Raw genomic sequence first — 23,478 nt, 5'->3', positions numbered from 1 at the left:
CCTTTCAAGGTGCAGAAGCTAGATTTCCGGCTACTGGATTCGCGCCGGCAGGGTTTTCGGCTTGAAGGAAGGCCTTGTGGCCTCGTAGGCCGTGATGTCTTCCTCGTGCTGGAGCGTGAGGCCGATGTCATCCAGGCCTTCCAGGAGGCGCCAGCGGGTGTAGTCATCGATCTCGAAGGGTGCCACGACGTTTCCGCACTCAACGGTTTTGGACACGAGGTCCACCTTGACATCGGTGCCTGGCGCGTTTTCGAGCACCTTCCAGATGAGCTCGATGTCGTCCTGGGCAAGCTCGGCCGCCAGGAGGCCTTGCTTTCCCGAGTTGCCGCGGAAAATATCCGCGAACCGGGAGGAGAGTACGGCTTTGAACCCGTAGTCCTTCAGTGCCCAGACTGCGTGCTCGCGGGATGAACCGGTGCCAAAATCGGGTCCCGCCACAAGCACGGAACCGGCGTTGAAGGGTTCCTGGTTCAGGATGAAGGACGGGTCCTTGCGCCACGCTGAGAACAGCGCGTCTTCGAAACCGGTGCGGGTAATCCGCTTCAGGTAGACCGCGGGAATGATCTGGTCCGTGTCCACATTGCTCTGGCGCAGCGGGACACCGATGCCGGTGTGGGTGGTGAACTTTTCCATGGGGCCCTCCTAGGCGGCGTCGGTGGTGGTGGATGCGGAAACAGAGGCGGGCTCCAGGTCCGAAGGCGAGCTCAGCGTTCCGCGTACTGCCGTGGCCGCAGCGACTACCGGCGAAACCAAGTGGGTACGGCCGCCCTTGCCCTGGCGCCCCTCGAAGTTTCGGTTCGAGGTGGACGCGCAGCGCTCCCCCGGTTCCAGCTGGTCCGGATTCATGCCCAGGCACATGGAGCAGCCGGCAAAGCGCCATTCAGCGCCGAATTCCTTGAACACCTTGTCCAGGCCTTCTGCTTCGGCCTCAAGTCGGACTCGTGCCGAGCCGGGAACCACGAGCATCCGGACCTTCGGGTCCTTTTCCCGCCCGCGGATGACATCGGCGGCGGCACGGAGGTCCTCGATGCGTGAGTTGGTGCAGGATCCGAGGAAGACCGTGTCCACCCGGATGTCCTTCATCGGTGTCCCGGCTTCGAGGCCCATGTACTGCAGCGCGCGCTCGGCCGCCAGCTTGGCGTTCTCGTCACCGAAGTCCTCGGGGAACGGTACCGCCTCGTTGAGCGAAATGCCCTGGCCCGGGTTGGTCCCCCAGGTCACGAACGGCTCCAAGGTATCGGCGTCGAGGTCCACCTCGACATCGAAAGTCGCGTCCTCGTCGGTGTGCAGCGTGTTCCAGTATTCGACGGCGGCATCCCACTCCTCCCCCTGCGGGGCGTGCGGGCGGCCGTACATGTAGTCGTAGGTCGTCTGGTCCGGAGCCACCAAGCCAGCGCGGGCACCGGCTTCGATGGACATGTTGCATACGGTCATGCGGGCATCCATGGAGAGCGCCCGGATGGCCGAGCCACGGTACTCCAGGACGTAGCCCTGGCCGCCTCCGGTTCCGATCTTGGCGATGACCGCAAGAATAATGTCCTTCGCCGAAACGCCCGGGCGCAGGGTGCCTTCAACGTTGATGGCCATGGTCTTGAACGGCTTGAGGGACAGCGTCTGCGTGGCCATGACGTGTTCCACCTCGGAAGTGCCGATGCCCATGGCGAGCGCACCGAAGGCGCCGTGGGTTGAGGTGTGGGAATCGCCGCAGACAACCGTCATGCCGGGCTGGGTGAGGCCCAGCTGCGGGCCGACAACGTGCACAATGCCCTGTTCGGCGTCGCCGAGCGAGTGCAGGCGGACTCCGAACTCCTTGCAGTTGTTGCGCAGGGTCTGGATCTGCGTGCGGCTGGTCAGATCGGCAATCGGCTTGTCGATGTCCAGCGTCGGCGTGTTGTGGTCTTCCGTCGCGATAGTGAGGTCGGGGCGGCGCAAGGGGCGGCCGGCCAGGCGCAAACCCTCAAAGGCCTGCGGGGAGGTCACCTCGTGCACGAGGTGCAGGTCGATGAACAGAAGATCGGGCTGGGCGTTGGCTCCTTCGCCCTCGCCCTTGCGCACCACGTGCGCATCCCAAACTTTCTCGGCCAGTGTCTTTCCCACGGCCTACTCCCTTCACTGCGGTTGGCTTGACTACTTCCACTGAACATCAGCGATCCGAACTGCGCCAGTGAAACAACTTGCATCTCAGATATTGAGACGGCAATATCATTACATGGACAATTCTAGTGGAGTCGGCGTCATCGATAAAGCGGCCCAAGTGCTCGATGCACTTGAGGCGGGGCCAACCACCTTGGCTCAACTTGTGGCAGCAACAGGGCTGGCCCGCCCCACCGTGCACCGGCTGGCGCTGGCACTCGTCCACCACCGCCTCGTGAGCCGTGACATCCAAGGCCGCTTTGTCCTCGGCAGCCGCCTTGTTGAGCTTGCTTCGGCGGCGGGCGAAGACCGGCTCATCGCTTCTGCCGGTCCGGTCTTGATCCAGTTGCGCGACGCCACCGGGGAGAGCGCCCAAATCTTCCGACGCCAGGGCGACTGGCGCGTCTGCGTTGCCTCGGCCGAACGTCCGATCGGCCTGCGCGACACTATTCCCGTGGGCACCCAGCTTTCCATGAAGGCCGGCTCCGCCGCGCAGATCCTGCTGGCATGGGAAGACCACGATCGCCTCCTCGACGGACTCCAGAACGCCCGGTTCACGCCGACTGTCCTGGCAGGAGTACGACGCCGGGGCTGGGCCCAGAGCCTCGGCGAACGCGAGCCTGGGGTCGCCTCAGTTTCCGCACCCGTGCGTGGTCCTTCCGGCCGGGTCATTGCTGCGGTGTCCATCTCGGGCCCCATAGAGCGCCTGACCCGCCAGCCGGGACGCCTGCATGCCGAAGTCGTCTGCAACGCCGCCCGGGTATTGACCGAAGCCCTGCGGAAGAACAACGACTAACCGCTTCCCATCTGCTTCCCTTAGGCACCCTCCCGTAGACGCGCGCAGGTAGGGTAGGCGCATGAACAGCTTTGCCGTGTTCCTGCGCGGGATCAACGTGGGCGGGATCAACATCAAGATGGCCGACCTCAAGGCAGCCCTCAAGGCGCACCCTTTCACCGACGTCAAGACCCTGCTGGCCAGCGGCAACGTGGTGCTCCGGAGCGAGTTCGACACGGCGGGAGTCAAGAACGATTTTGAAGAGTGCTTGAGGGAAGCATTTGGTTATGACGCCTGGGTGGTGGTCCTGACTGCTGAAAGGGTTGCCGAATTAGTGGAAGCCTGCCCTTATCCGGCCGACGACAAAACCACGCACAGCTACGTCACCCTCGCCTCGGATGCGGCCATGTTGGACGAACTGTTCGACGCCGGCACGGCTCTCGGCGCCCCCGGGCAGGGCGGCGTCGAGCAGGTCCGGCTGGGTCCCGAGGCCTCCGCTTGGCTCGCCCCGGCGGGAGGCACCTTGGACAGCCCCTTCAGCAAGCTCTCCGCAAAGGCCCGCTACAAGGCGAGCACCACCACGCGGAACCTGCGCACGCTCATCAAGGTCAAGGACGCCGCAGAGGCCCTCCAGAAAGAAGAATGAGCGGCCGCCCGTACAGTTCTCCCCTCTTTGAAATGGGAAAGCGCTTGCGACACGGCGAGTCGGGTCATTCCTCGGCTTTCTCGCGGCAAACAAGGGGAGAAAGGTACGGCGTACAAGGGTTCTGGGGTCATACTCGATGCAAAGAAAAATCCCCCGGAACCTGTTGGTTCCGGGGGATTCATTTTGTGACCCCAGCGGGATTCGAACCCGCGTTACCGCCGTGAGAGGGCAGCGTACTAGGCCGCTATACGATGGGGCCTTGCACTTTGATTTCCTGCATTCTGAATACCGCTTCCGGCATTCAAGCTGAATGAGTATTTCATACATTCACCTTTGTTTCAAATCGGCGAACCGCTTTGAAACTCCGAATTCCCACACAAACATGCGGATTATTCAGAGCTGGGATACCAGGACTCGAACCTAGAATGACGGTACCAGAAACCGTAGTGTTGCCAATTACACCATATCCCATTGGCACTTTTAGGCCGGATTCGATGGCGTAAACCTTCGCTCCGTGCCCCTCAGCACGAGTAATTACTTTACCCGAGACTTTCGATGCACACAAATCGAGCGCGCAGGCCCGCGCCCGCCCCGGCGCGGACCCTCAGCGATCCGCCGACGTCGATGCCGACATGAAAAAACCCTTGCAATCGACGGGACCTTAGGTTTACTCTCGGTAAGTTACCAACCGGTAACCAACGCCACGCACTTGTTTCGTGGCACAGCTGCAGGCCGAATCGCTTGTTAGCTGCGTCACATGGGGGGATCCCTGGCAGCAGCGCCGCTGTCGGGAAGTCATCGAGAGGAATTGCCCATGACATCGAACCCTGCAATTGCCACCAGAACACGAAGCCGTGCCCAGATAATCGCTATTGCCGTGCTCGCACTCCTGCTCATCGCGCTCCTCGGCTTCTACACCTTGGTCATTGGGAAGATCGCGGCAGGGTCGGCGCAGCTCAATGACGGCGCAGGTCAGGCATCCGCCGGCGCCGGCCAGCTCAAGGACGGCGCGGCTCGGCTCGCGGGCGGAGCTGCGGAAGCCGGAACAGGTGCTGCCAAGCTCGCGGATGGCGCGTCAAAAGTCCAAAACGGAATCCAAGGCAAGCTGGCTCCGGGAGCCCAGCAGTTGAAGGATGGAGCCGACAAACTCGCTACAGGGGCCGTGAAAATCCAGAATGACGTCAACGCCAAGCTAGCGCCGGGAGTCTATAAGGTGGACGACGGCGCACAGAAGCTCGCGGCCGGCGCCCTTCAGCTTTCCGCTGCGCTGACTCCGACGCCGGGCGGCAACGCTGAAAACAATCTCGGCGACGGCGCCACTCAACTCAACAACGGCGCGAACCAGCTCAACAACGGAGCCGCCCAGCTCGACGCCGGTGCCGCCCAGCTCGACGCGGGCGCTGCCCGGCTCGCCGCGGGCACCAATCAGCTCAAAGGTTACGCGGGAGCCGGAGACGATCCCACCAAGGGAACAGGCTCCGCTGCGTTGGCCCAAGGGCTCCAGCAGCTCGCCGACGCCGCCAACGGCATCCAGGGCGTGGTGCCCCTGGCAGCGCTGAAGGCCCAGATCAATGCGCTCAACGATGGCGCGCATCGCCTTGACGCCGGAGCCTCGCAATTGCAGGCAGGGGCGGGCCAGCTTTCGGCCGGAGCGGCGCAACTGCACGATGGCACCGGGCGGCTCGCCGACGGCACCGGGAAGCTCGCGGCGGGGACCGGCAAGCTGACGGCAGGTTTCGCCACTCTCGCCCAGAAGCTCAACAGCCAGGATCCGGCGTCCCCGGGCGTGGTTCTGGGGACCAAGATGCTCGCCGATGGAACCGAAAAGATCCGCGTGGGCATGGACGGCGTACCTGGCGACCCTGAGCATCCGGGGCTCCTCAAGGCCACGGCCGGCATGACGGACGGGACGTCCCGCTTGGCTGCCGGCACGGACTCGTTGATGGCGGGAATCAAGGGCAGCCCTGCTGATCCCTCCTCCCCCGGTCTCCTGGACGGTTCCACTGCGTTGGCAGCGGGTGCCTCCAAGTTGTCCGATGGAAACGCCAAACTGGCCGCGGGATCGGCCCAGTTGTCCACGGGTGCCGACAAACTCGCGGACGGAAATGCGCGAATCGCGGCGGGCACAGCTGAACTGCATCAGGGAGCTGCGGCGGTATCGCCGTCGAGCATGGCCGAAAAGTCGGATACCGGCACAGCGCTCGGACTTGTGGGCGTCCTGGGGGCGGGTTCCGTCGGAACGTTCGTTTTCCTGCGGAAGTTCCGGCTGGGCGCGTAGCGGCAGAAGCCTCAGGCGAGCAGTCGCGTCAAGGAGTCTATTTCCCGGCCGGAAAAGTCGGAGGCGAGCTCGCCGGTGCGGTTCAGCCAGATGCCCAGCAAACCAGCGGCCGTGGCGCCGTCGGCGTCGAGAAGGCGGTTGTCTCCCACAAAAAGGGTCTCGGCCGGGGTGGTGCCCAAGCGACGGACCCCTTCCAGGTAAATGGCGGGGTCCGGCTTGGGCACGCCTACGGTGTCCGTTCCGACAAGGACCGAGACCCGGGCGAGTCCCGCACTGTCGAGCTTGACCCGCTGGTAGTCATGGACGTTGTTACTCACGGCGCCATAAGGGATGCCCGCGGCGTCCAGTGCATCAAGGACGGGCAGGACATCGCTGAAGGCCCTGACATAACTGGGCTGCAAGCGCGAGTAGTCATTGAGCCACGTGTGGGAGTCCTCGCCTCCCAGTTCCACGCCGAAATGCCCCAGGGCTGCGCGGCCACGCAGGAGGCGCTGCTCGTTGAACGTCAATTCACCGGCGAGATACCGGTCATAGAAATGCGTGGTTTCGTGCGTGAAGATCCGTCCGAACTTCTCCCACCCGGTCTGGTCCAGGCCGGGCAGGAGGTGTTCGCTCACGTCACGCAGGGCCGTGGTCATGGCGTACTCAAGGTCCACCAGGGTGTCGTCAATGTCGAACAGGACACCCCGGATCGTGCCGAATGACTCATGAAGTGCGTTGATCACGGCGTGCCTGAACTAGCCGCGGAACGCGCGCAGGCGGGTGAGCGAGGAATCCTTGCCCAGGATGACCATCGATTCGAACAGCGGCGGCGAGATGCGGCGGCCGGAGATTGCCGTGCGCACTGGGCCGAACGCGAGGCGCGGCTTCATGCCAAGATCTTCCACCAAGGCCTGCTTGAGTGCTGACTGGATGCTTTCTGCTGTCCAGTCTGTGAGGGGTTCCAGGGCAGCCAACGCGGCGTCCAGCACCTCGTTCAGGTTCTCGGGGAGACCCTTGCGGGCGTCGTCGGCGACGTCGATCGCGTCGTCGTTCTTGAACAGGAAGGCGAGCATCTCGGGAGCCTCGCCCAGCAAGGTGATCCGTTCCTGGACCAGCGGCGCGGACTCGGCGAGGATCTCTTCCTGGCGCGGAGTCAGGATCTCCCCCACGAAGCCGGCGGCACGCAGGTACGGCACGAGCCGCTGACGGAAATCCTCCGGAGTGAGCATGCGCACGTGCGTTCCGTTGATGGCTTCGGCCTTCTTGATATCGAAGCGCGCCGGGTTGCCCAGGACGTCGTGGATGTCGAAGTTGGCCACGAGCTGCTCCACGGTGAAGATGTCCTCGTCGGCGCTCAGGGACCAGCCCAGGAGGGACAAGTAGTTGAGCAATCCTTCGCGGATGAAGCCGCGTTCACGGTGCAGAAACAGGCTGGATTCCGGATCGCGCTTGGAAAGCTTCTTGTTGCCCTGGCCCATGACGTAGGGAAGGTGGCCGAATTCGGGCATGTACTCGGCCACGCCGATGGCGTAGAGGGCGCGGTAGAGGGCGATCTGCCGCGGAGTGGAGCTGAGCAGGTCTTCGCCGCGGAGGACGTGCGTGATGCCCATGAGTGCGTCGTCAACGGGGTTCACCAGTGTGTACAGCGGAGCTCCGTTGGCACGCACCACGGCGAAGTCGGGCACGGATCCCGCCTTGAACGTGATTTCCCCGCGCACAAGGTCGTTGAAGGTGAGGTCTTCGTCCGGCATGCGCAGGCGCAACACGGCATTGCGGCCCTCAGCCTTGTACTGGGCGAGCTGCTCCTCGGTGACGTGGCGGTCAAAGCCGTCGTAACCGAGCTTCGGATCCCGGCCGGCGGCGCGGTGCCGCGCTTCGATCTCCTCGGGAGTGGAGTACGACTCATAGATGTGACCGCCGGCCTTGAGCTTGGCGATGACGTCCTGGTACATGTCGCTGCGCTGGGACTGGCGGTACGGTTCGTGCGGCCCGCCAACTTCGACGCCCTCGTCCCAGTCGATGCCGAGCCACTTCAGCGCGTCAAGCAGTTGGTGGTAGCTTTCCTCGCTGTCGCGGGCCGAGTCGGTGTCCTCGATCCGAAAAATCAGTTTGCCACCGGTGTGCCGTGCGTAGGCCCAGTTGAAGAGAGCCGTACGGATCAACCCAACGTGCGGAGTTCCCGTGGGTGAGGGGCAGAACCGGACGCGGACCGGGGTTTCGGCGTTCACGGCAGGAATGGCGGCAGAGTTCGGCGCAGCAACAGTAGTCATAATGGTTCCAACTTTACCCCGTGGCGGTGGGCGGAATGCCCAGTGACCGTGGGCGGAAGCGGCTGACGGGGTGGCCCGCCAAACCCCTACCGGCGGACTACGGGGTTGGACAAGCGGCCGATGCCTTCTATCTCGATCTCGTAGCGGTCGCCCTCCTGGACCAGGCCGACGCCGGCCGGGGTCCCGGTCATGATGACGTCACCCGGAAGCAGCGTGAAAGCCTGCGAAACGATCGACACCAGCTCCCGAACGCTGCGGATCATCTGGTTCGTGCTGCCGTCCTGGCGGAGTTCACCGTTGAGCCAACCCTTGATGGCCAGGTCCTCGGGGTCGAGTTCGGTCTCGATCCACGGGCCGAGCGGCGCGGAGGTGTCAAAACCCTTGGCACGCGCCCACTGCAGGTCCGTCTTCTGGACGTCGCGGGCCGTGAGGTCGTTGCCGCAGGTGTAGCCGAAAATGACATCGTCCACCCGATCTTCGGGCACATCCTTGCAAATGCGGCCAATGACCACACAGAGTTCCGCCTCAAAGGAGACTTCCTCCGAGAACTCGGGCAAGATGATCGGATCGTTGGGGCCAACGACGGCGGTGTTCGGCTTCAGGAACAGCAAGGGGTGCTGCGGGACCTCGTTACCCAGTTCCCGGGCATGCTCGGCGAAGTTCCGTCCGACGCCGATGACCTTGCTGCGCGGAATGATCGGTGCCAGCAGGCGCACGTCTTCCAGCTTGTGGCGGACCGAGGTCCGCTCGACGCCGTTGAAGAAGGGGTCGCCGTGGATGACAGTGATAACTTCACTGCCGGGCTCACCTTCCACGACGCCGTAGACGGGATCAGAATCAACTACAAACCGGGCGATACGCATGGTTTCTAGCGTACCGTCCGCAGGCGGCCAGTACGCGCGCGCTGTGGAGGTGTCCGCTAGCCGCGCAGATAGTCCAATTGCGCCGCCACCGAGGTTTCAGCTGCCCACCGCACGGAAGGATCGACGTCGGGATACACCGCATCGGTGACGGCCTGGACCCCGGCTTCGGCTCCGAGCCGCGCCAGTGCTTCGCGGATCTGGTCCAGTCGCATCTCCCTATGGGCCCGGTACTCGCGGCATACGGCATCGACGGCCGGCAGCACGGGTCCATGCGCGGGCAACAGCGTTGCCGGACCAAGGCTTTCGAGTGTGTTGAGGCTCGAGAGGTAGTCCCCCAGCCTTCCGTCGGGATAGTCCAGGACGGTGGTTCCGCGTCCCAGGATGGTGTCTCCCGTGAGCACTGAGCCATGCGTTCCGTCGCCCGGAAGGTGGAAGCAGACTGAATCCGAAGTATGGCCCGGCGTGGCAAGCACGCGGATCTCAACGCCTGCAGCCTCGATGACCTCACCGCCCCGCAACGGTTGGCCTCCGTGGCAGTGCGCCGGATCCGCCGCGCGGACGGGCGCGCCGGTGAGTTCGTGGAAGCGGGCAGAGGCCTCGGTATGGTCCTTGTGGCGATGGGTGATGAGAACGAGTTCCACAGTTCCCGTGGCAGCCAGGGCCGCGAGGTGCGTTTCGTCGAGCGGCCCGGGATCGACGACGACAACCCCGGCAGCGTCCGGTGCGGCAATGACGTACGAGTTGGTGCCGTCGAGGCTCATCGGACCTGGATTTGGCGCGAGCCGCGAGCGGGTGAGGGGGCTGCTGTTCTGGAAAGAGGCGTCATTGACCGGATTCACTTCTCCATCTTGGCACACGCCAAGGGGCCGGAGCCGGGAACCGGAAGCCCGATGCCAAGAGGCAAGCCCGGCACACGACGTAGCATGGTGCCAAGGAACTGGGACGGATACATATGGACAGTTGCGGAGGAGGAGTCGAAGTGTTGCGGAGTCACACCCGACGAAGAGAACTTCTCCGGACGACGACGGCAATCGCCACCGTCTGCTTTTCCGTCCTCGCAGTCCTCAGCGCTTGTTCCTCCGACACCGGACCGCGGTCCGCCCCGGCCCAGCCCACCGTGGTGATCATCGGAGACTCCCTCAGCACAGGTCACGGCACCTCGCCTGACGATGCCTGGCCGAAGCTGGTGGAGAACGATCCCGGCTTTCAACAGTTCCAGGCGACGATCGTCAATGCCGCGCATGATGGCAGCGGCTATGTCAGTGTTGGCGAGGACGGATCGACTTTCGGTTCCCAAGTGGACACAGCGGTAACCGACGAGACCCGCTTGGTGTTGTTCTTTGGTTCCGAAAATGACATGGGCACCGCCCCCGGAGAAACCGAGGATGCGGCCGCACGGGCGTTCGCCTCAGTCAAGTCCCGCGCTCCCCAAGCCGACATCCTGGTGGTCGGGCCGCCGTCGTACACGAGCTCGCCCGAAGCGGTAAGGCTCGACATCCGCGACCAGGGCAGGGCCGCTGCCCTGAAAGCCGGCGCCGACTTCGTTGATCCGATCGACCTCGGCTGGATCATGGACGATGCCGCGGACCTCATTGGTCCCGACGGCGATCACCCGTCCGCGGCGGGCCAGCAGTATCTGCAGGCCAAGATGGAAGCGCTGATCGGGCCGCGGATCCGGCAAGCCAGCCCCGGTAACACCCCGCTCACTGGTTAAACGGCGACGGCGACCCGCCCACCAAAGTGGGAGGCCGCCGTCGGGCGCTCTGCTGAACCTTAGGCCAGGCGGGTGAGCCAGCCGTGCTTGTCCTCGACCGTTCCGGTCTGGATGCCGAGCAACTGCTGGCGGATGGCCATGGTGGTTTCGCCTGCCTTGGCATCCTCGGAGCCGATGAACTCGGTCTTGTCCTTGAGCACGCCGATGGGTGTGATGACAGCCGCGGTTCCGCAAGCGAAGACCTCGGCGATTTCGCCGGAGGCCACGCCGTCGCGCCATTCAGCGAGGGTGATCTTGCGCTCGGAAACCTCGCGGCCCATGTCCTTCGCCACCTGGATAACCGAAGAACGTGTCACGCCTTCGAGGATGGTTCCGGTGAGTGCCGGAGTGACGAGTGAGCCGTCCTTCATGACGAAGAAGACGTTCATGCCCCCGAGTTCCTCGACGGCGTCGTCGTTGAAGTGGTCCAGGAAGAGGACCTGCTTGCAGCCGTTCTCCTCGGCTTCCATCTGGGCAATCAGGGATGCCGCGTAGTTTCCACCGCACTTGGCGGCACCGGTTCCGCCACGGCCGGCGCGCGCGTATTCACGGGAGATCCAGATGGATACCGGCTTGAGTTCGCCGCCGAAGTAGTTGCCGGCCGGTGAAGCGATGACCCGGAAGGAAACCTCGCGGGCGGCGCGGACACCGAGGAACGCTTCCGTCGCGATCATGAACGGGCGCAAGTACAGGGCTTCGCCGTCGCCGGACGGAACCCATTCCTTGTCCGCCTGCACGAGTTCGCGGATGGCACCGAGGAAGTATTCCTCGGGAAGTTCGGGGAGGGCCAAGCGGCGGGCCGACTTGTTCAGGCGGGCGGCGTTGGCCTCGGGACGGAACGTCCAAATGGAGCCGTCAGCGTGGCGGTATGCCTTGAGGCCTTCGAAGATCTCCTGGCCGTAGTGCAGCACTGCCGCCGAAGGATCAAGGGAAATCGGTCCGTAGGCCTCGACGCGGGCACTGTGCCAGCCGCCCTTGCCCTCTGTGTCAACGCTGTAGTCGACAATGGCAGTGTTGTCGGTGAAGTAGTCGCCAAATCCCGGGTTTGCCAGGATAGCTGCACGCTCCTCAGCAGGCTTCGGGGTCTCCGAGAGCTGCTGGCTGAATTCGACGCCGTGGGCAGTCTGAGTCATGTTTCCTCCAGTCGGCTACCAGGCAGAGCGAACCATCTCTTGGAGGATATGGTTCAGCGACGGACCACGGCAGCAGGTAAATAATTCAAGTAAAGCTTACGCCCGGGCAGTGGTCCTAAAGTGCGGCCGCGATAGCGTCGCCGATGGCCGCGGTGCTGCGGCTGTCGCCATTGCGGCTTTCGATGTCGGCGACGACGGCGGCTTCGATCCTCCGGGCGGCAGTCGTGTAGCCGAGGTGGTCCAGCAACAAGGCCGCGGACAGGATGGCGGCGGTTGGATCCGCTTTCTGCTGTCCGGCGATATCGGGAGCGGAACCGTGGACGGGTTCGAACATGGAGGGCGCAGTGCGGTCCATGTTGATGTTGCCCGAGGCTGCCAGACCGATGCCGCCGGTGATGGCCGCGGCAAGGTCAGTGATGATGTCTCCGAAGAGGTTGTCGGTGACGATCACGTCAAAGCGGGAGGGGTCGGTCACCATGAAGATCGTCGCAGCGTCGATGTGCAGGTAGTCGTGAGTGACCTCTGGGAATTCCTTGGCCACGGCTTCAACGGTGCGCTTCCACAAGTGGCCTGCGAAGACCAGGACATTGTGCTTGTGCACAAGGGTGACGTGCTTGCGGGGACGCTCGCTGGCACGGCGGAAGGCGTCCCGGACGACGCGCTCGACGCCGTGGGCCGTGTTGAGCGACACTTCGGTGGCAACCTCGTGCGGGGTCCCGCCACGCAACGTACCGCCGTTGCCGACGTACGGACCCTCGGTGCCTTCGCGGACCACGATGAAATCGATGTTTCCGGGGTTGGCCAGCGGGCTGCCCACCGTGCCATAGAGCCGCGACGGGCGCAGGTTCACAAAGTGGTCCAGGCTGAAGCGGAGCTTAAGCAGCATCTCGCGTTCAATGATCCCGGAAGGAATGCGGGTGTCCCCCGGGGCGGCACCTACAGCGCCGAACAGGATGGCATCGCGGGTGCGCAGATCGGCCAGGACCGCGTCCGGGAGGGTTTCACCGGTTTCAAGCCAGTGCTGGGCTCCAAGCTTGTATTCGGTCTGCTCCAAGGTGACGCCCTCTTCGGCGACGACCTTTTCCAGGACCTTGAGGGCTTCGGCAATGACTTCGGGGCCAATGCCGTCGCCGGGAATGACAGCCAGGTTGATCGTTGCGGCGGGTTGCGTTGCGCTCATGTTTTCAGACTGCCAATGCATCCACATGTTGGTCAAAATCGTCTCACCATTTGAGCGCCCGGAGGTCTGTGAGGAGCGCCCTTCGCGAGAAGCTACTGCCCGGGGACAGGTGAAGCGACCACGGCCACATTTTTGCCCCAGAGATCCTGCGTATAGCAGCTGATCAGGACCAGTCGATTGGGCACCGCTGTCCAGACGGGACTGTCTTTCAAAGTCGATTTTGTGTACGTCGTGACGGAATCGACCTTGTATGTCATCGTTCCCGTTGCCGTGACGACTTTGAACTCATCCCCAGGGGCTGCTGCATAGCTGAGATGGTTGAACGGCGCGTCGAGCCCTTCCCAACTGTGCCCGATCACGTAGGTGGTATTCGTCGAGCCCGCTCCGGGGGTTCCGAACGGACTGAGCCAATATCCATCCATCGTCTCCGGCGGCTCAATGCTCTGCCCGCCAGCGGGGTCCGGTCGCAGCGGGTGAACCACCACATTTAGGGCAAACGCCGGGTACGTAATCTGCAATGGCGCCGACGCCGCAGGCAGACTCGTTCCCCGCCTAGTGGCAGGAGCGTCCACCGCCGCACGGTTCGGCTCGGGCTTGATCGCAGGAGCCGCAGACGAAAGCGCCAGCTGCCCTACGTCCAAAGCGGCCGGATTCCCTGGACCGTATGCGCCATTGACCAGCCAGGACGCAAGCAGCCCCCCGACGCAAATCGCCAACAAGAGAAGATCCCTGGAACTGATCAGCAGGCCACGGATGCCGGCTGCGCGAGGCTGCCGCACGTAACGGTGACTGGCCATGATCACTCCCGGAGACGGCGAAGAAGGTGGATGGGTGCCGAACATCGTATGGCGGCACCCACCGGGGTTTGCCTAGCGGTCGGCCTTCCGGGCGCGCACACCGCTCCTCACGACTACAAACGCGGCCACTGCACTGAAGAGAGCAGTCAGGCCGGAAAGCCAACCGGGGATCCCCGCGTCCGCCTTCCCGCCGACGGCCGTCTGGACGTTGTAGCCCACGTTGGTTATCGAGGGGTCCGGCGCCGCTGCGGCGCCGGCAGCAGCTTCGGCCGCGGCGGGGGTGGCGGCTGCAGGCGCCGGCGCTGCCGGAGTGACGGCTGCAGGCACCGGCGGACTTGTCACCGGCGGACTGACCACCGGATCCACCGCCGGGCTGGTCGCCGCCGGACTCGTCACCGGCGGACTGACCACCGGATCCACCGCCGGACTCGTCGCCGGCGGACTGACCACCGGATCCACCGCCGGACTCGTCGCCGGCGGACTGACCACCGGATCCACGGCCGGACTCGTCACCGCCGGGCTCGTCACGGGAGGGCTGACCACGGGATCCACCGCCGGGCTGGTCGCCGGCGAGCTCGTCACGGGAGGGCTGACCACCGGATCCACCGCCGGGCTGGTCGCCGGCGAGCTCGTCACGGGAGGGCTGACCACCCTGCAGCCGGCGTTAAGGATGGCGATGTTTTCCGCGGTGAGGTTTTGCCCGTTGGGCATAAGGTCGCCCGCGTTGGCGGGAACGATGTCGTTGGTGTCGGCGACATGCCCGGAAAGCGCCGACAAGCTGATGTCACCGCGACGTATGGGTTCGACGCCGAATGCGTGGCGTGGCAGATGGTGATCTTGTCTGAGGGAGCAGCGTTCGCCGTCACCGTGGCACCCAGCAATCCCAGGCCCACGACCCCCAGGGTCGCAATAGTCCGTTTCATTTCGGTCCCTCCAACCACATCGGGTTCGAGCTGACCAGACTTTGCAGAGTAACCGTCTTCGAGACCCAGGAAAGACAAGTACGGGAGACCTCAACAAGCGAGATGAATCTTGACAGTTACTCCCCAGAAAGTGTCATCAGTTCGCTTGCTTTTCAGGCTAGGTTTCCGTCTACTAATTAACGCGAGTGGCGGCTACGCGTTTACAGGTAGGAACCAGTCCGCCTTGCCCCGGCCGCTACCTGCCCCGAGTGGAGCTCCACTCGCCGGCGCGAAGGGACCACTTGGAAGTCCAGCGACCCGCCGGACCCGCCTCCGGGCACCGAGCGGTCGTGGGACGGAAAAGGAACACCCCCTCACCGGTGAGGTGAAGGGGTGTCACGCACCGCCAAAGTGAGCGAGCGTCCGCCCAGAAGGCAACGTAAGTGAGCGGGCGTCCGCGTCAGGCACCATATAAATGAGCGGGCGTTCGCCCAAAAGACGGCATATGTGAGCGGGCGTCTAGGCCTCGGCGGGCTCCTCGTAACGCGGGAAGACCGGGGCCGGGGCCGGGAGCTCCGTGCCGGGGACGATCGGCGTGGCGATGGCCGCGAACTGGCGGGCCTCGCCTTCCGGCTGTCCCAGCACCTCAAGCAGCTTGGCGGCCGACGTCGGCATGACCGGCTGGGCGAGGATCGCCACGATGCGGACAACCTCCAGCGTGACGTACAGGACCGTGTTCATGCGCTCGACATCGGTCTTACGCAGCACCCACGGGGCCTGCTCGGCGAAGTACGCGTTGGTATCACCAAGCACAGCCCAGATTGCCTCAAGGGCACGGCTGAATTCCTGCTTCTCGAAAGCCGCGCGGGCCACGTCCAGCAGTCCGCCGGTCTGGGTCAGCAGCGCGGTGTCCTCGGCCGAGAAATCGCCGGGAACCGGCACCTTGCCTTCGCAGTTCTTGGCCACCATGGACAGCGAACGCTGGGCCAGGTTGCCGAAGTTGTTGGCGAGGTCTGCGTTCATGCGACCCACGATCGCCTCGTGGTTGTAGCTGCCGTCCGCGCCGAAGGGCACTTCGCGGAGGAAGAAGAAGCGTACCTGGTCCAGGCCGTATTGCTCCACAAAATCCTTGGGGGCCACGACGTTGCCGAGGGACTTGGACATCTTGACCCCGTTGTTCGTCAGGAAGCCATGGATCATGACGCGCTTGGGCAGTTCCAGTCCGGCGCTCATCAGGAAGGCGGGCCAGAAGATCGCATGGAAGCGTGAGATGTCCTTGCCGATGACGTGGACGTCCGCGGGCCAGAACTTACGGAACGCCTCCGAACCGGCATCCGGGTAGCCGACCCCCGTCAGGTAATTGGTCAGGGCGTCAACCCACACGTACATGACGTGCTTGTCGTTCCCCGGCACCGGGACCCCCCAGTCGAAAGTCGTCCGGCTGATGGACAAGTCCTGCAGCCCCTGCTTGACGAAGCTGATGACCTCGTTGAAGCGGTACTGGGGGGCGCCGAATTCCGGCTGCTCCTCGTACAAGGCCAACAACCTGTCCTGGTAGGAGGACAAGCGGAAGAAGTAGCTCTCCTCGGCGGTCCACGTCACTTCGGTGTCGGTACCGCGCGAGTAGCGGACGCCGTCGTCCTTCAGTACGGTCTCGTCCTCGGTGTAGTAAGCCTCGTCGCGGACCGAGTACCAGCCCTCGTACTTGGACAGGTAAATGTCCCCCTTGGCTTCCATCTTCTTCCAGATGGCCTGGGAAGCGGCGTAGTGGTCGGCGTCCGTCGTGCGGATGAAGCGGTCGTAGGAGATCCCTAGGGCAGCATGGGCGGCCTTGTAGACTTCGGCATTCCGGTCCACGAGTTCCTTGGGCGTGATGCCTTCTTTCTCCGCAGCCTGGGCAATCTTCATGCCGTGCTCGTCCGTACCGGTCAGGAACATCACGTCAAAGCCATCGAGGCGCTTGAACCGGGCCATCGCGTCGGTGGCGATGTACTCGTAGGCATGCCCGATGTGCGGCTCGCCGTTCGGATACGTAATGGCGGTGGTGATGTAGAACGGGGGTTTATCTGGAGACGTCACTCTACGAAGTTACCTTCTCTTGGAGATGGAAAGACCGGACCGGCCGCATGTGACGGCCGGTCCGGAGGCATCGGCTACTAGTTCAATTCAGTCAGCGTATCGCTGAGCCTGACAAGCTCGTGGTCGTGCGACGCCACCAGCACGGCAATCCCGTCTTTGGTGGTGTCCTTCAGGATGCTGATGATGCGGTTTGCCGAGGTACGGTCCAGGCTGGCCGTTGGCTCGTCGACCACCAGGACACGGGTGCCCAGGATCAGGGCCCGGGCGATCGCGACACGCTGGCGCTCACCGCCGGACAGCTGCGCAGGACGGTGGCGCATGCGCCGGCCCAGCCCCACCAGGTCCAGCAGGTCCTTGGCCATTTCGGTGCGCTGTTCCACTTCGCCGTCGGGAACGGCCGGCAACAACACGTTCTCCAAGGCGCTCATGCCATCGATCAAGGCGCCGCCCTGGTCCACGTACCCGATGAGGGCGCGGCGGCGGTCGGCGATTTCGTCGTCGCCCATCTTCTCGAGGGAGTCGCCCTCCCAGAGGACCCGGCCCGACGTCGGAAGCGTGAGTCCCGCTCCCACTGTCAGGATGCTGGTCTTGCCTGAGCCGCTTCGCCCGGCGACGCAGTGCATCTCGCCGGCGTGCAGGGTCAGGTTGAAGTCCTCGACGACGGTGACCGGCTCCGCGCCACCCTTGTCGCCGCCATAGCGGATGGTGATGTTGCTCAACTGCAGGGGCATGCCGTGGTCCGCAGCCCGCACGATGGTGTTGGCGCGGGTCTGGAACGACTCGTCGGTGGATTCCGTGGTCGCGGTCAGATCGGGTTGGAGATTGTCAGTCATTTGACCACTTTCGTTGCAATGGGAATCCAGCAAATTACGGCCAACACTCCGGCCAAGGCGGCCCATAGTGCAGCATAAGGAGCGAGCAACAGGCCCAGGCTCAGCGCCCCCAGGACGCCCAGGATCAGGGCCACGGCTCCGACCAAGGCATTTTCGAAGAATCGGACCTGGCCCAGCATGTCCGGGTTCCAGCCCATGGCCCGGAGCGTGCCGAGCTGTTCGCGCCTGGACTGGAGTTCGAACCGACCAGTGACCAAGGTCAGCACGAGGCCCACGAGCACCCCGCAGACTGCCAGGATGACGCTCGGCAGCGCGACGGTGGCGGAGGCGAGCCCGCTGAGGGCGCTGGCTCCAGCTGCGCGCGGGATATCAATGAGCAAGGCGATCAGGGCACCAACGGCCGCCCCGAACACGCCCACCGCCACGGCCAGCGCCACTGAGCTGAAACGGTGGGTGACCAGTTGGCGGTACGCAAACGTCAGCGGTGAATCCACCGCGATCAGGCGTTCATCGTGTTGGGGCTCCTGGTCGACGACGTCGCGGTGCCGCAATTGCTGGGCCGCGATGTAGGCGGCAGCGCAGTAAATGAGCAACACCGACGCGGAAACAATGACCGTAGCCAGGTTCCAGCTCAGAAGGCTCAGCGCAATGCCCGCCACGGCAACGATCCCCGCACCGATGCCGAACTCCTCAAGGACCCAACTTCGGATCTTCCTTTGGGTCCAGCCCATGGCGCGGAGGATCCCCGCCTCACTGCGTCGTTGGCGGATGTAGCTGACTGTGGAAGCGCCGGTCAGGAGGGTGGCTCCGCACAGCGTCAGGAAGAGAAGGGTGATGTTGGTGCCCGTGAGGGAACCGGAAACGGCATCGGCGGCATCCTGCCGAACCCACGACTGCTGGACGGTGCCCAGCGCGGATTCCTTGCCGGCGTCGTCCTTGGAGTATCCCGGGACGAAGATGTTGGCGTCTTCACGCGCGGAGCCGGCCACCACAGTGGCTTCGAGACCCATGTCGCGGATCTGGGCTGCGAGCTTGTCGACCTCGGGTTGGGCCTGCTTCCAGTTGCCTGGCGCGCTGGCGCGGACCCGGACGGCATCGATCACGTTGGCGTTGGAATCGTAACCGCGCGCGGCGGCAAGTCCGTAGTAGTCGGTAATGGCGCCGGCGGACTGGCTGACCAGCCCCGTGTCGCTCAGCGAGGGCTTGAGGCCCTTTGCTGCGGTGTCATTGCCCGAAGCGTCCTTCTGGAGCGTCATCGGGGCCGGGTCGTAGCCACCCAGCGGCAGCTTGTTGACGTCGCCTGCTGCTTTCTGGATCGCTGCCGGATCAAATGTCCCGTAGACCATCGGCAGTGGCGTAGCGGGCTTCGATCCCGTGGAAAGGTTCTCCCGGTACGAGCGCTCGTCGACCGGCTTGCGCTGGCTCTGGTCCACAATCGCCCCGAAGGCCGACTTCTCGGGCAGCTTGTTGACGGTAACCCAGTCCCCCGGTGTGGCGGACTTGGCGACGGCTCCATTCGCGGAGGTTTCGCCGTCCTTGTACTTGGGTGCGGCGGCGAAGTCCGTGCTCCACTGGGCTGGCTGGTACAGGCCTTGGCTGAAGTTGCCCATGTTGCCCAGCAACTGGCTGTGGTCCGTGGATCCTGGCCATGACAGGGCGAACGGCGACTTTGAGACGAAGGGCAGGTAGTCCTTGTCCAAGGAACGCGAGACAGTGCCGACGTCGTTGACGACCTTGCCCGAATCATCGATTTCCTGGATCTTGACCGAGTACTTCAGGTCCAGTGAGGTTCCCTGGCGGACGATCAAAGGAATGGCCTGCGAAGCATCCGTGATCTGGCCGGAAAGCTTTGCCTGCTGGTACTGCGTCATGAGGGGTGCCCAGTATTTGAGCTTGACACCCATGAAATCCGGGCCTTGTTCGAGTTCCTGCTGAGTAGGGCTCTTGGCGAAGAGTTGTTCGAAGTAGCGGCCGATGGCACCGGCGTTGCGGGTGTCGGCCGGCGGCGCCTTTTGCAGCGGTGCGAGGAAGTCTCCGGCCGAGCCCAAGAGGGCGCGTTCAGCGGTCGGATCGACGGCGACGACCGACTCGGTGACCTGTGGAGCCATGGGCAGCGCCACAGAAAGGTTGAAGAGGTTGTGTTCCGAGCCACCGGCAGGAGCGGGGAACTTAATGCCGGTCTCCCCTGCGGGGCCGGCGATGCGGATGCTCTTGCCCCCGGCAGTCTGCTGCTCTACGACCTGACCCTTGCCGAGCGTGCCTTCAGCACTGGTCTGGAAGAGGGTTTGCTGGGACACTCCGTCGGAGCTCACGGCAGTGGCGGTGAGGCGGTACTTCTTGGGCTGCGCGGGAAGCACGGATTCCGGCGCGGGCCAGCTCTTGGAGTCCGTTCCGGTCGGATCTCCGGCGGTGGCTCCTCCCGCCAACCCCGCGTTGTAGCCGAGGTAGTCCATTGCATCGAGACGCGGGGTTTCCAGGTTCTGCGTCACCCTTGAAACAAGGCTGATGGGCGCCGCGACGGACGCACCGCTCAGCCCACGGATCTTCTCGAGTTGCGGGAAGCTGATGCCGCCCTGGCCGTTCGCGATGTCCGGCTGGAGGAGTGCCCCGCCGTCCTTGGTATTCGCGGACTTGGCCTGGACCAGGATGTCGTACAGTCCGCGTGAGTTCTCATCCACCGTCCGGTTCAGCGCGGCCTGCGACTGGCTCTGGATGAATACGGACAAACACATGGCGACGATCAAAATGGCCGCGGTCAACAGAAGCACACGGCTTCGGATGAACCTCTGGACGGCGTTCATAGGGCTCCCTGAGTCCTGGATTGCGGGTGTGTACACTGCTGTCCCTGGAACCATGCCGAGGCAATGGGAATCCACCGGGTGCGTGCAAAAGTATTGGCCGGCCTGCCGCCGGTTCCGAATTTCGGACCAAGCCATTGTAGGCAGACCGGCCAATAATATGTTGCCGATGTGAACTGCGGCACACTTTTCTAGCTCAAACGGTGAGGATGCTAGTCCTCCAGATCCACTTCACGGACCATGTCGGCGCCGATCCCGGCCTTGATGGCTTCAAGGACCTGCTGCGGCACGGAAGTGTCGATCGTCAGCAGCGCCAAGACCTGCCCGCCTTCGCTCTGGCGGGCCACCTGCATGCCACCGATGTTGATGTTGTTCATGCCCAGGATGTGGCCGATGGTGCCGATGACACCGGGACGGTCCGCGTAGGAAACAACCACCAGGTGCTCGCTGATCGGGATTTCGACGTCGTAGCCATTGACGCCCACGAGCTTCTGGACCTGCTTGGGCCCGGTGAGCGTGCCGGCCACGGAGATCTGGGAGCCGTCGCTCAGTGCCCCGCGGATGGTCAGGACGTTGCGGTAGTCCTCGGCTTCCGGCGTCGTGATCAGGCGGGTGTTGATGCCGCGCTGCTCGGCGATGACGGGCGCGTTGACGTAGGAGACCTGCTCGGTCACGACGTCGGCGAACACGCCCTTGAGCGCTGCCAGCTCGAGGACCTTCACGTCCAGGCTGGCGATTTCGCCCGCGACCTCGACGTCGATCTGCGTCAGGGATGCGTGGGTCAGGGCCGTGAAGATCCGGCCGAGCTTTTCGATCAGCGGGATTCCGGGGCGAACGTCGGAAGCGATCACGCCACCGGCAACGTTGACAGCATCCGGGACGAGTTCGCCGGCGAGGGCGAGGCGCACGGACTTCGCCACGGAGACGCCGGCTTTTTCCTGGGCTTCATCGGTGGAGGCGCCAAGGTGAGGCGTCACGATGACGTTGTCCATGCCGAAGAAGGGAAGGTCGGTGCTCGGCTCCTTGACGAACACGTCGACGGCGGCGCCGGCGATCTGGCCGTCTTCCAAAGCCTCGTGGAGGGCTTCCTCGTCGATCAGGCCGCCACGGGCGACATTGACAACGTAGGCCGTTTCCTTCATCTTCTTGAAGGCATCGGCGCCCAGCATACCCACGGTTTCCGGGGTCTTCGGCATATGGATGGTGATGAAGTCCGACTTCTCGAGCAGCTCGTCCAGGGTGACGAGCTTGACGCCGAGTTGCGCCGCGCGTGCCGAAGTGATGTAGGGGTCGTAGGCCAGGATCTCAGTCTCGAAGCCCTGCAGACGGGCAGCCACGAGCGCTCCGATGCGTCCGAGGCCGATGATGCCGATCTTCTTCTCGAAGAGTTCGATGCCCGTGTACTTGGAGCGCTTCCACTCGCCCCCCTTCAGTGCAGAGCTGGCCTGCGGGATGTGGCGGGCGAGGCTGAGGATGTGGCCGACCGTAAGCTCGGCAGCGGACACAATGTTCGACGTCGGGGCGTTGACCACCATGACGCCGGCCTGGGTGGCGGCCTTGATGTCGACGTTGTCCAGGCCGACACCGGCACGCGCGATGATCTTGAGGTTCTTGGCTGCGGCAATTGCCTCGGCGTCCACCTGGGTGGCTGAACGCACGAGGATGGCGTCGACGTCGACGATTGCGGAGAGCAGCTGGGAGCGGTCCGCGCCGTCGGTTTGGCGGATCTCGAAGTCCGGACCAAGGGCTTCGATCGTGGCGGGCGAAAGTTCCTCAGCGAGGAGTACTACTGGCTTGGTGCTAGTCACCGGTGACCTCTTTAGCTCTCTTTTTCAGGTGGGGTTTTGGTGAAACGATTCTTTGACGACGAAGGCCGGACCCGGTATACCGGGTCCGGCCTCCATGCCGGGCGGCTTCATTTCGAGCCTATCCCGAACGGCGTTCTGTGTTGAATTGCTACGGCTCCTGCCGCGGCTTCAACGGGTGCCTTGACTAGCGGGCTGCGGAGCCTTCGACGTAGTCCTCGTCCTGCTGCTGCCAGGAGAACAGGGAACGCAGCTCGCGGCCGACACCCTCGATCGGGTGCCGCTCTGCCTTGGCCCGCAGTTCCTTGAACTCGACTGCGCCGTTGTCCTGGTCGTCGATGAAACGCTTGGCGAAGGCACCGGACTGGATGTCGGCGAGGACGCCGGCCATGTTTTCCTTGACCCGGGGGTCGATGACGCGCGGGCCGGAGACGTAGTCGCCGTACTCTGCGGTGTCGGAAACGCTCCAGCGCTGCTTGGCGATGCCGCCCTCCCACATGAGGTCAACGATGAGCTTGAGCTCGTGAAGAACCTCGAAGTAGGCGATCTGCGGCTGGTAGCCGGCTTCGGTCAGGGTCTCGAAGCCGTACTGGATCAGCTGGGAGACACCGCCGCACAGGACAGCCTGCTCGCCGAAGAGGTCGGTTTCGGTTTCTTCGGTGAAGGTGGTCTTGATGACGCCGGCGCGGGTGCCGCCGATTGCCTTCGCGTAGGACTTGGCCAGTTCCCAAGCGGAACCGGAAGCGTCCTGCTCGACGGCGATGATGTCCGGGATACCGCGGCCGGCTTCGAACTCGCGGCGCACGGTGTGTCCGGGAGCCTTCGGGGCGATCAGGATGACGTCAACGCCCTCGGGCGCCTCGATGTAGCCGAAGCGGATGTTGAAGCCGTGGGCGAAGGCAAGGGCCTTGCCGGCGGTCAGCTTGTCCTTGATGGAGTCGTTGTAGATCGCGCGCTGGTGCTGGTCCGGTGCCAGGATCATGATGACGTCGGCCCATTCGGCTGCGTCGGCAACGTTCTTGACCGTGAAGCCTGCGTCCTCGGCCTTGGCGATCGACTTCGAGCCTTCCTTGAGCGCGATGACAACCTCGACGCCGGAGTCGCGCAGGTTCAGCGCGTGGGCGTGGCCCTGGGAACCGTAGCCGACAATGGCAACTTTGCGACCCTGGATGATCGACAGGTCTGCGTCGTCGTCGTAGAACATTTCAGTCACTTGCGTAACTCCTCTTGAGTGGTTTTGTAGATATTGTC

The 23,478-nt window shown here is 63.9% G+C and carries 20 protein-coding genes and 2 tRNA genes; 5 read left to right on the top strand and 17 right to left on the bottom strand.

Annotated elements, in window-relative coordinates; genetic code table 11:
* Window positions 1-30: 30 nt before the first annotated feature.
* Window positions 31-633, bottom strand: a complete 603-nt coding sequence (leuD, locus tag ABH924_RS13620; RefSeq protein ID WP_404499551.1) for a 3-isopropylmalate dehydratase small subunit — start codon at window positions 631-633, stop codon at window positions 31-33.
* Between the two features lie 9 nt (window positions 634-642).
* Window positions 643-2,097 carry a 3-isopropylmalate dehydratase large subunit gene (gene leuC, locus ABH924_RS13615; RefSeq protein ID WP_404499549.1) on the bottom strand — a complete coding sequence of 485 codons (1,455 nt, stop codon included), beginning with the start codon at window positions 2,095-2,097 and terminating at the stop codon, window positions 643-645.
* A gap of 112 nt (window positions 2,098-2,209) precedes the next feature.
* Between leuC and ABH924_RS13610 the strand changes: the two genes are divergently transcribed.
* Window positions 2,210-2,929, top strand: coding sequence for an IclR family transcriptional regulator (locus tag ABH924_RS13610; RefSeq protein WP_028264661.1), 720 nt, complete (start codon window positions 2,210-2,212; stop codon window positions 2,927-2,929).
* Window positions 2,930-2,990: 61 nt separating this feature from the next.
* Window positions 2,991-3,554 carry a DUF1697 domain-containing protein gene (locus tag ABH924_RS13605; protein ID WP_404499547.1) on the top strand — a complete coding sequence of 188 codons (564 nt, stop codon included), beginning with the start codon at window positions 2,991-2,993 and terminating at the stop codon, window positions 3,552-3,554.
* A 186-nt stretch (window positions 3,555-3,740) separates the two neighbouring features.
* Here ABH924_RS13605 and ABH924_RS13600 read toward each other — a convergent pair.
* Window positions 3,741-3,813 (bottom strand) — tRNA-Glu (locus tag ABH924_RS13600).
* 140 nt (window positions 3,814-3,953) lie between these two features.
* A tRNA-Gln gene (locus ABH924_RS13595) sits at window positions 3,954-4,025 on the bottom strand.
* A gap of 343 nt (window positions 4,026-4,368) precedes the next feature.
* Between ABH924_RS13595 and ABH924_RS13590 the strand changes: the two genes are divergently transcribed.
* Window positions 4,369-5,832 (top strand): hypothetical protein, encoded by a 1,464-nt coding sequence (locus tag ABH924_RS13590; protein WP_404499545.1) that lies wholly within the window; start codon window positions 4,369-4,371, stop codon window positions 5,830-5,832.
* An 11-nt stretch (window positions 5,833-5,843) separates the two neighbouring features.
* Here ABH924_RS13590 and ABH924_RS13585 read toward each other — a convergent pair whose 3' ends face one another.
* The 4 genes from ABH924_RS13585 to ABH924_RS13570 all read right to left on the bottom strand — a co-directional run bounded on the left by ABH924_RS13585 (window position 5,844) and on the right by ABH924_RS13570 (window position 9,786).
* Window positions 5,844-6,557 carry an HAD family hydrolase gene (locus ABH924_RS13585; protein WP_404499543.1) on the bottom strand — a complete coding sequence of 238 codons (714 nt, stop codon included), beginning with the start codon at window positions 6,555-6,557 and terminating at the stop codon, window positions 5,844-5,846.
* 12 nt (window positions 6,558-6,569) lie between these two features.
* On the bottom strand, window positions 6,570-8,084 hold the full coding sequence (gene gltX / locus ABH924_RS13580; protein ID WP_404499541.1) for a glutamate--tRNA ligase: 1,515 nt from the start codon (window positions 8,082-8,084) through the stop codon (window positions 6,570-6,572).
* Window positions 8,085-8,170: 86 nt separating this feature from the next.
* Complete coding sequence (locus tag ABH924_RS13575; protein ID WP_404499539.1) at window positions 8,171-8,947, bottom strand: fumarylacetoacetate hydrolase family protein; 777 nt, start codon at window positions 8,945-8,947, stop codon at window positions 8,171-8,173.
* A 56-nt stretch (window positions 8,948-9,003) separates the two neighbouring features.
* Window positions 9,004-9,786, bottom strand: a complete 783-nt coding sequence (locus ABH924_RS13570; RefSeq protein WP_404499537.1) for an MBL fold metallo-hydrolase — start codon at window positions 9,784-9,786, stop codon at window positions 9,004-9,006.
* 140 nt (window positions 9,787-9,926) lie between these two features.
* Between ABH924_RS13570 and ABH924_RS13565 the strand changes: the two genes are divergently transcribed.
* Entirely contained in the window at window positions 9,927-10,661 is a 735-nt protein-coding gene (locus ABH924_RS13565; protein WP_404499535.1) for an SGNH/GDSL hydrolase family protein, read from the top strand.
* A gap of 59 nt (window positions 10,662-10,720) precedes the next feature.
* Here the strand turns inward: ABH924_RS13565 and ABH924_RS13560 are convergent, their stop codons facing one another.
* From ABH924_RS13560 to ABH924_RS13545, 4 genes are all read right to left on the bottom strand, one after another.
* Window positions 10,721-11,833, bottom strand: coding sequence for a branched-chain amino acid aminotransferase (locus ABH924_RS13560; protein ID WP_404499533.1), 1,113 nt, complete (start codon window positions 11,831-11,833; stop codon window positions 10,721-10,723).
* A gap of 115 nt (window positions 11,834-11,948) precedes the next feature.
* Window positions 11,949-13,013 (bottom strand): 3-isopropylmalate dehydrogenase, encoded by a 1,065-nt coding sequence (locus ABH924_RS13555; protein ID WP_372460944.1) that lies wholly within the window; start codon window positions 13,011-13,013, stop codon window positions 11,949-11,951.
* 92 nt (window positions 13,014-13,105) lie between these two features.
* Window positions 13,106-13,810 (bottom strand): class F sortase, encoded by a 705-nt coding sequence (locus ABH924_RS13550; RefSeq protein WP_404499531.1) that lies wholly within the window; start codon window positions 13,808-13,810, stop codon window positions 13,106-13,108.
* 72 nt (window positions 13,811-13,882) lie between these two features.
* The gene (locus tag ABH924_RS13545; RefSeq protein ID WP_404499530.1) at window positions 13,883-14,137 is read right to left on the bottom strand and encodes a hypothetical protein; all 255 of its coding nucleotides are present in this window, start codon (window positions 14,135-14,137) and stop codon (window positions 13,883-13,885) included.
* On the opposite strand from ABH924_RS13545, the gene ABH924_RS13540 reads away from it, so the two are divergent.
* Window positions 14,121-14,645, top strand: coding sequence for a hypothetical protein (locus ABH924_RS13540; RefSeq protein WP_404499528.1), 525 nt, complete (start codon window positions 14,121-14,123; stop codon window positions 14,643-14,645). The genes ABH924_RS13545 and ABH924_RS13540 overlap by 17 nt on opposite strands.
* 586 nt (window positions 14,646-15,231) lie before the next feature.
* Here the strand turns inward: ABH924_RS13540 and metG are convergent.
* From metG to ilvC, 5 genes are all read right to left on the bottom strand, one after another.
* The gene (gene metG, locus ABH924_RS13535; protein WP_404499526.1) at window positions 15,232-16,791 is read right to left on the bottom strand and encodes a methionine--tRNA ligase; all 1,560 of its coding nucleotides are present in this window, start codon (window positions 16,789-16,791) and stop codon (window positions 15,232-15,234) included.
* A 77-nt stretch (window positions 16,792-16,868) separates the two neighbouring features.
* Window positions 16,869-17,624, bottom strand: a complete 756-nt coding sequence (locus ABH924_RS13530) for an ABC transporter ATP-binding protein (protein WP_234751942.1) — start codon at window positions 17,622-17,624, stop codon at window positions 16,869-16,871.
* Complete coding sequence (locus ABH924_RS13525; protein WP_404499523.1) at window positions 17,621-20,425, bottom strand: ABC transporter permease; 2,805 nt, start codon at window positions 20,423-20,425, stop codon at window positions 17,621-17,623. The genes ABH924_RS13530 and ABH924_RS13525 overlap by 4 nt, the downstream gene beginning before the upstream one ends.
* 209 nt (window positions 20,426-20,634) lie before the next feature.
* Window positions 20,635-22,230, bottom strand: coding sequence for a phosphoglycerate dehydrogenase (gene serA / locus ABH924_RS13520; RefSeq protein ID WP_234751937.1), 1,596 nt, complete (start codon window positions 22,228-22,230; stop codon window positions 20,635-20,637).
* 184 nt (window positions 22,231-22,414) lie between these two features.
* On the bottom strand, window positions 22,415-23,440 hold the full coding sequence (gene ilvC, locus ABH924_RS13515; protein ID WP_234751934.1) for a ketol-acid reductoisomerase: 1,026 nt from the start codon (window positions 23,438-23,440) through the stop codon (window positions 22,415-22,417).
* Window positions 23,441-23,478 lie beyond the last annotated feature (38 nt).

This window comes from Arthrobacter sp. GAS37, assembly GCF_044908325.1.
Taxonomy (GTDB): domain Bacteria; phylum Actinomycetota; class Actinomycetes; order Actinomycetales; family Micrococcaceae; genus Arthrobacter; species Arthrobacter ramosus.
Note: the sequence above shows the minus strand (reverse complement) of the source record. Positions and strands in the feature narration are given on the sequence as shown.

Bases quoted from the DNA above. Each gene is read 5' to 3' on its own strand.
- leuD (WP_404499551.1), bottom strand. From the start codon at position 633: ATGGAAAAGTTCACCACCCACACCGGCATCGGTGTCCCGCTGCGCCAG.
- ABH924_RS13610 (WP_028264661.1), top strand. From the start codon at position 2,210: ATGGACAATTCTAGTGGAGTCGGCGTCATCGATAAAGCGGCCCAAGTG.
- ABH924_RS13605 (WP_404499547.1), top strand. From the start codon at position 2,991: ATGAACAGCTTTGCCGTGTTCCTGCGCGGGATCAACGTGGGCGGGATC.
- ABH924_RS13590 (WP_404499545.1), top strand. From the start codon at position 4,369: ATGACATCGAACCCTGCAATTGCCACCAGAACACGAAGCCGTGCCCAG.
- gltX (WP_404499541.1), bottom strand. From the start codon at position 8,084: ATGACTACTGTTGCTGCGCCGAACTCTGCCGCCATTCCTGCCGTGAAC.
- ABH924_RS13575 (WP_404499539.1), bottom strand. From the start codon at position 8,947: ATGCGTATCGCCCGGTTTGTAGTTGATTCTGATCCCGTCTACGGCGTC.
- ABH924_RS13560 (WP_404499533.1), bottom strand. From the start codon at position 11,833: ATGACTCAGACTGCCCACGGCGTCGAATTCAGCCAGCAGCTCTCGGAG.
- ABH924_RS13555 (WP_372460944.1), bottom strand. From the start codon at position 13,013: ATGAGCGCAACGCAACCCGCCGCAACGATCAACCTGGCTGTCATTCCC.
- ABH924_RS13550 (WP_404499531.1), bottom strand. From the start codon at position 13,810: ATGGCCAGTCACCGTTACGTGCGGCAGCCTCGCGCAGCCGGCATCCGT.
- ABH924_RS13530 (WP_234751942.1), bottom strand. From the start codon at position 17,624: ATGACTGACAATCTCCAACCCGATCTGACCGCGACCACGGAATCCACC.
- ABH924_RS13525 (WP_404499523.1), bottom strand. From the start codon at position 20,425: ATGAACGCCGTCCAGAGGTTCATCCGAAGCCGTGTGCTTCTGTTGACC.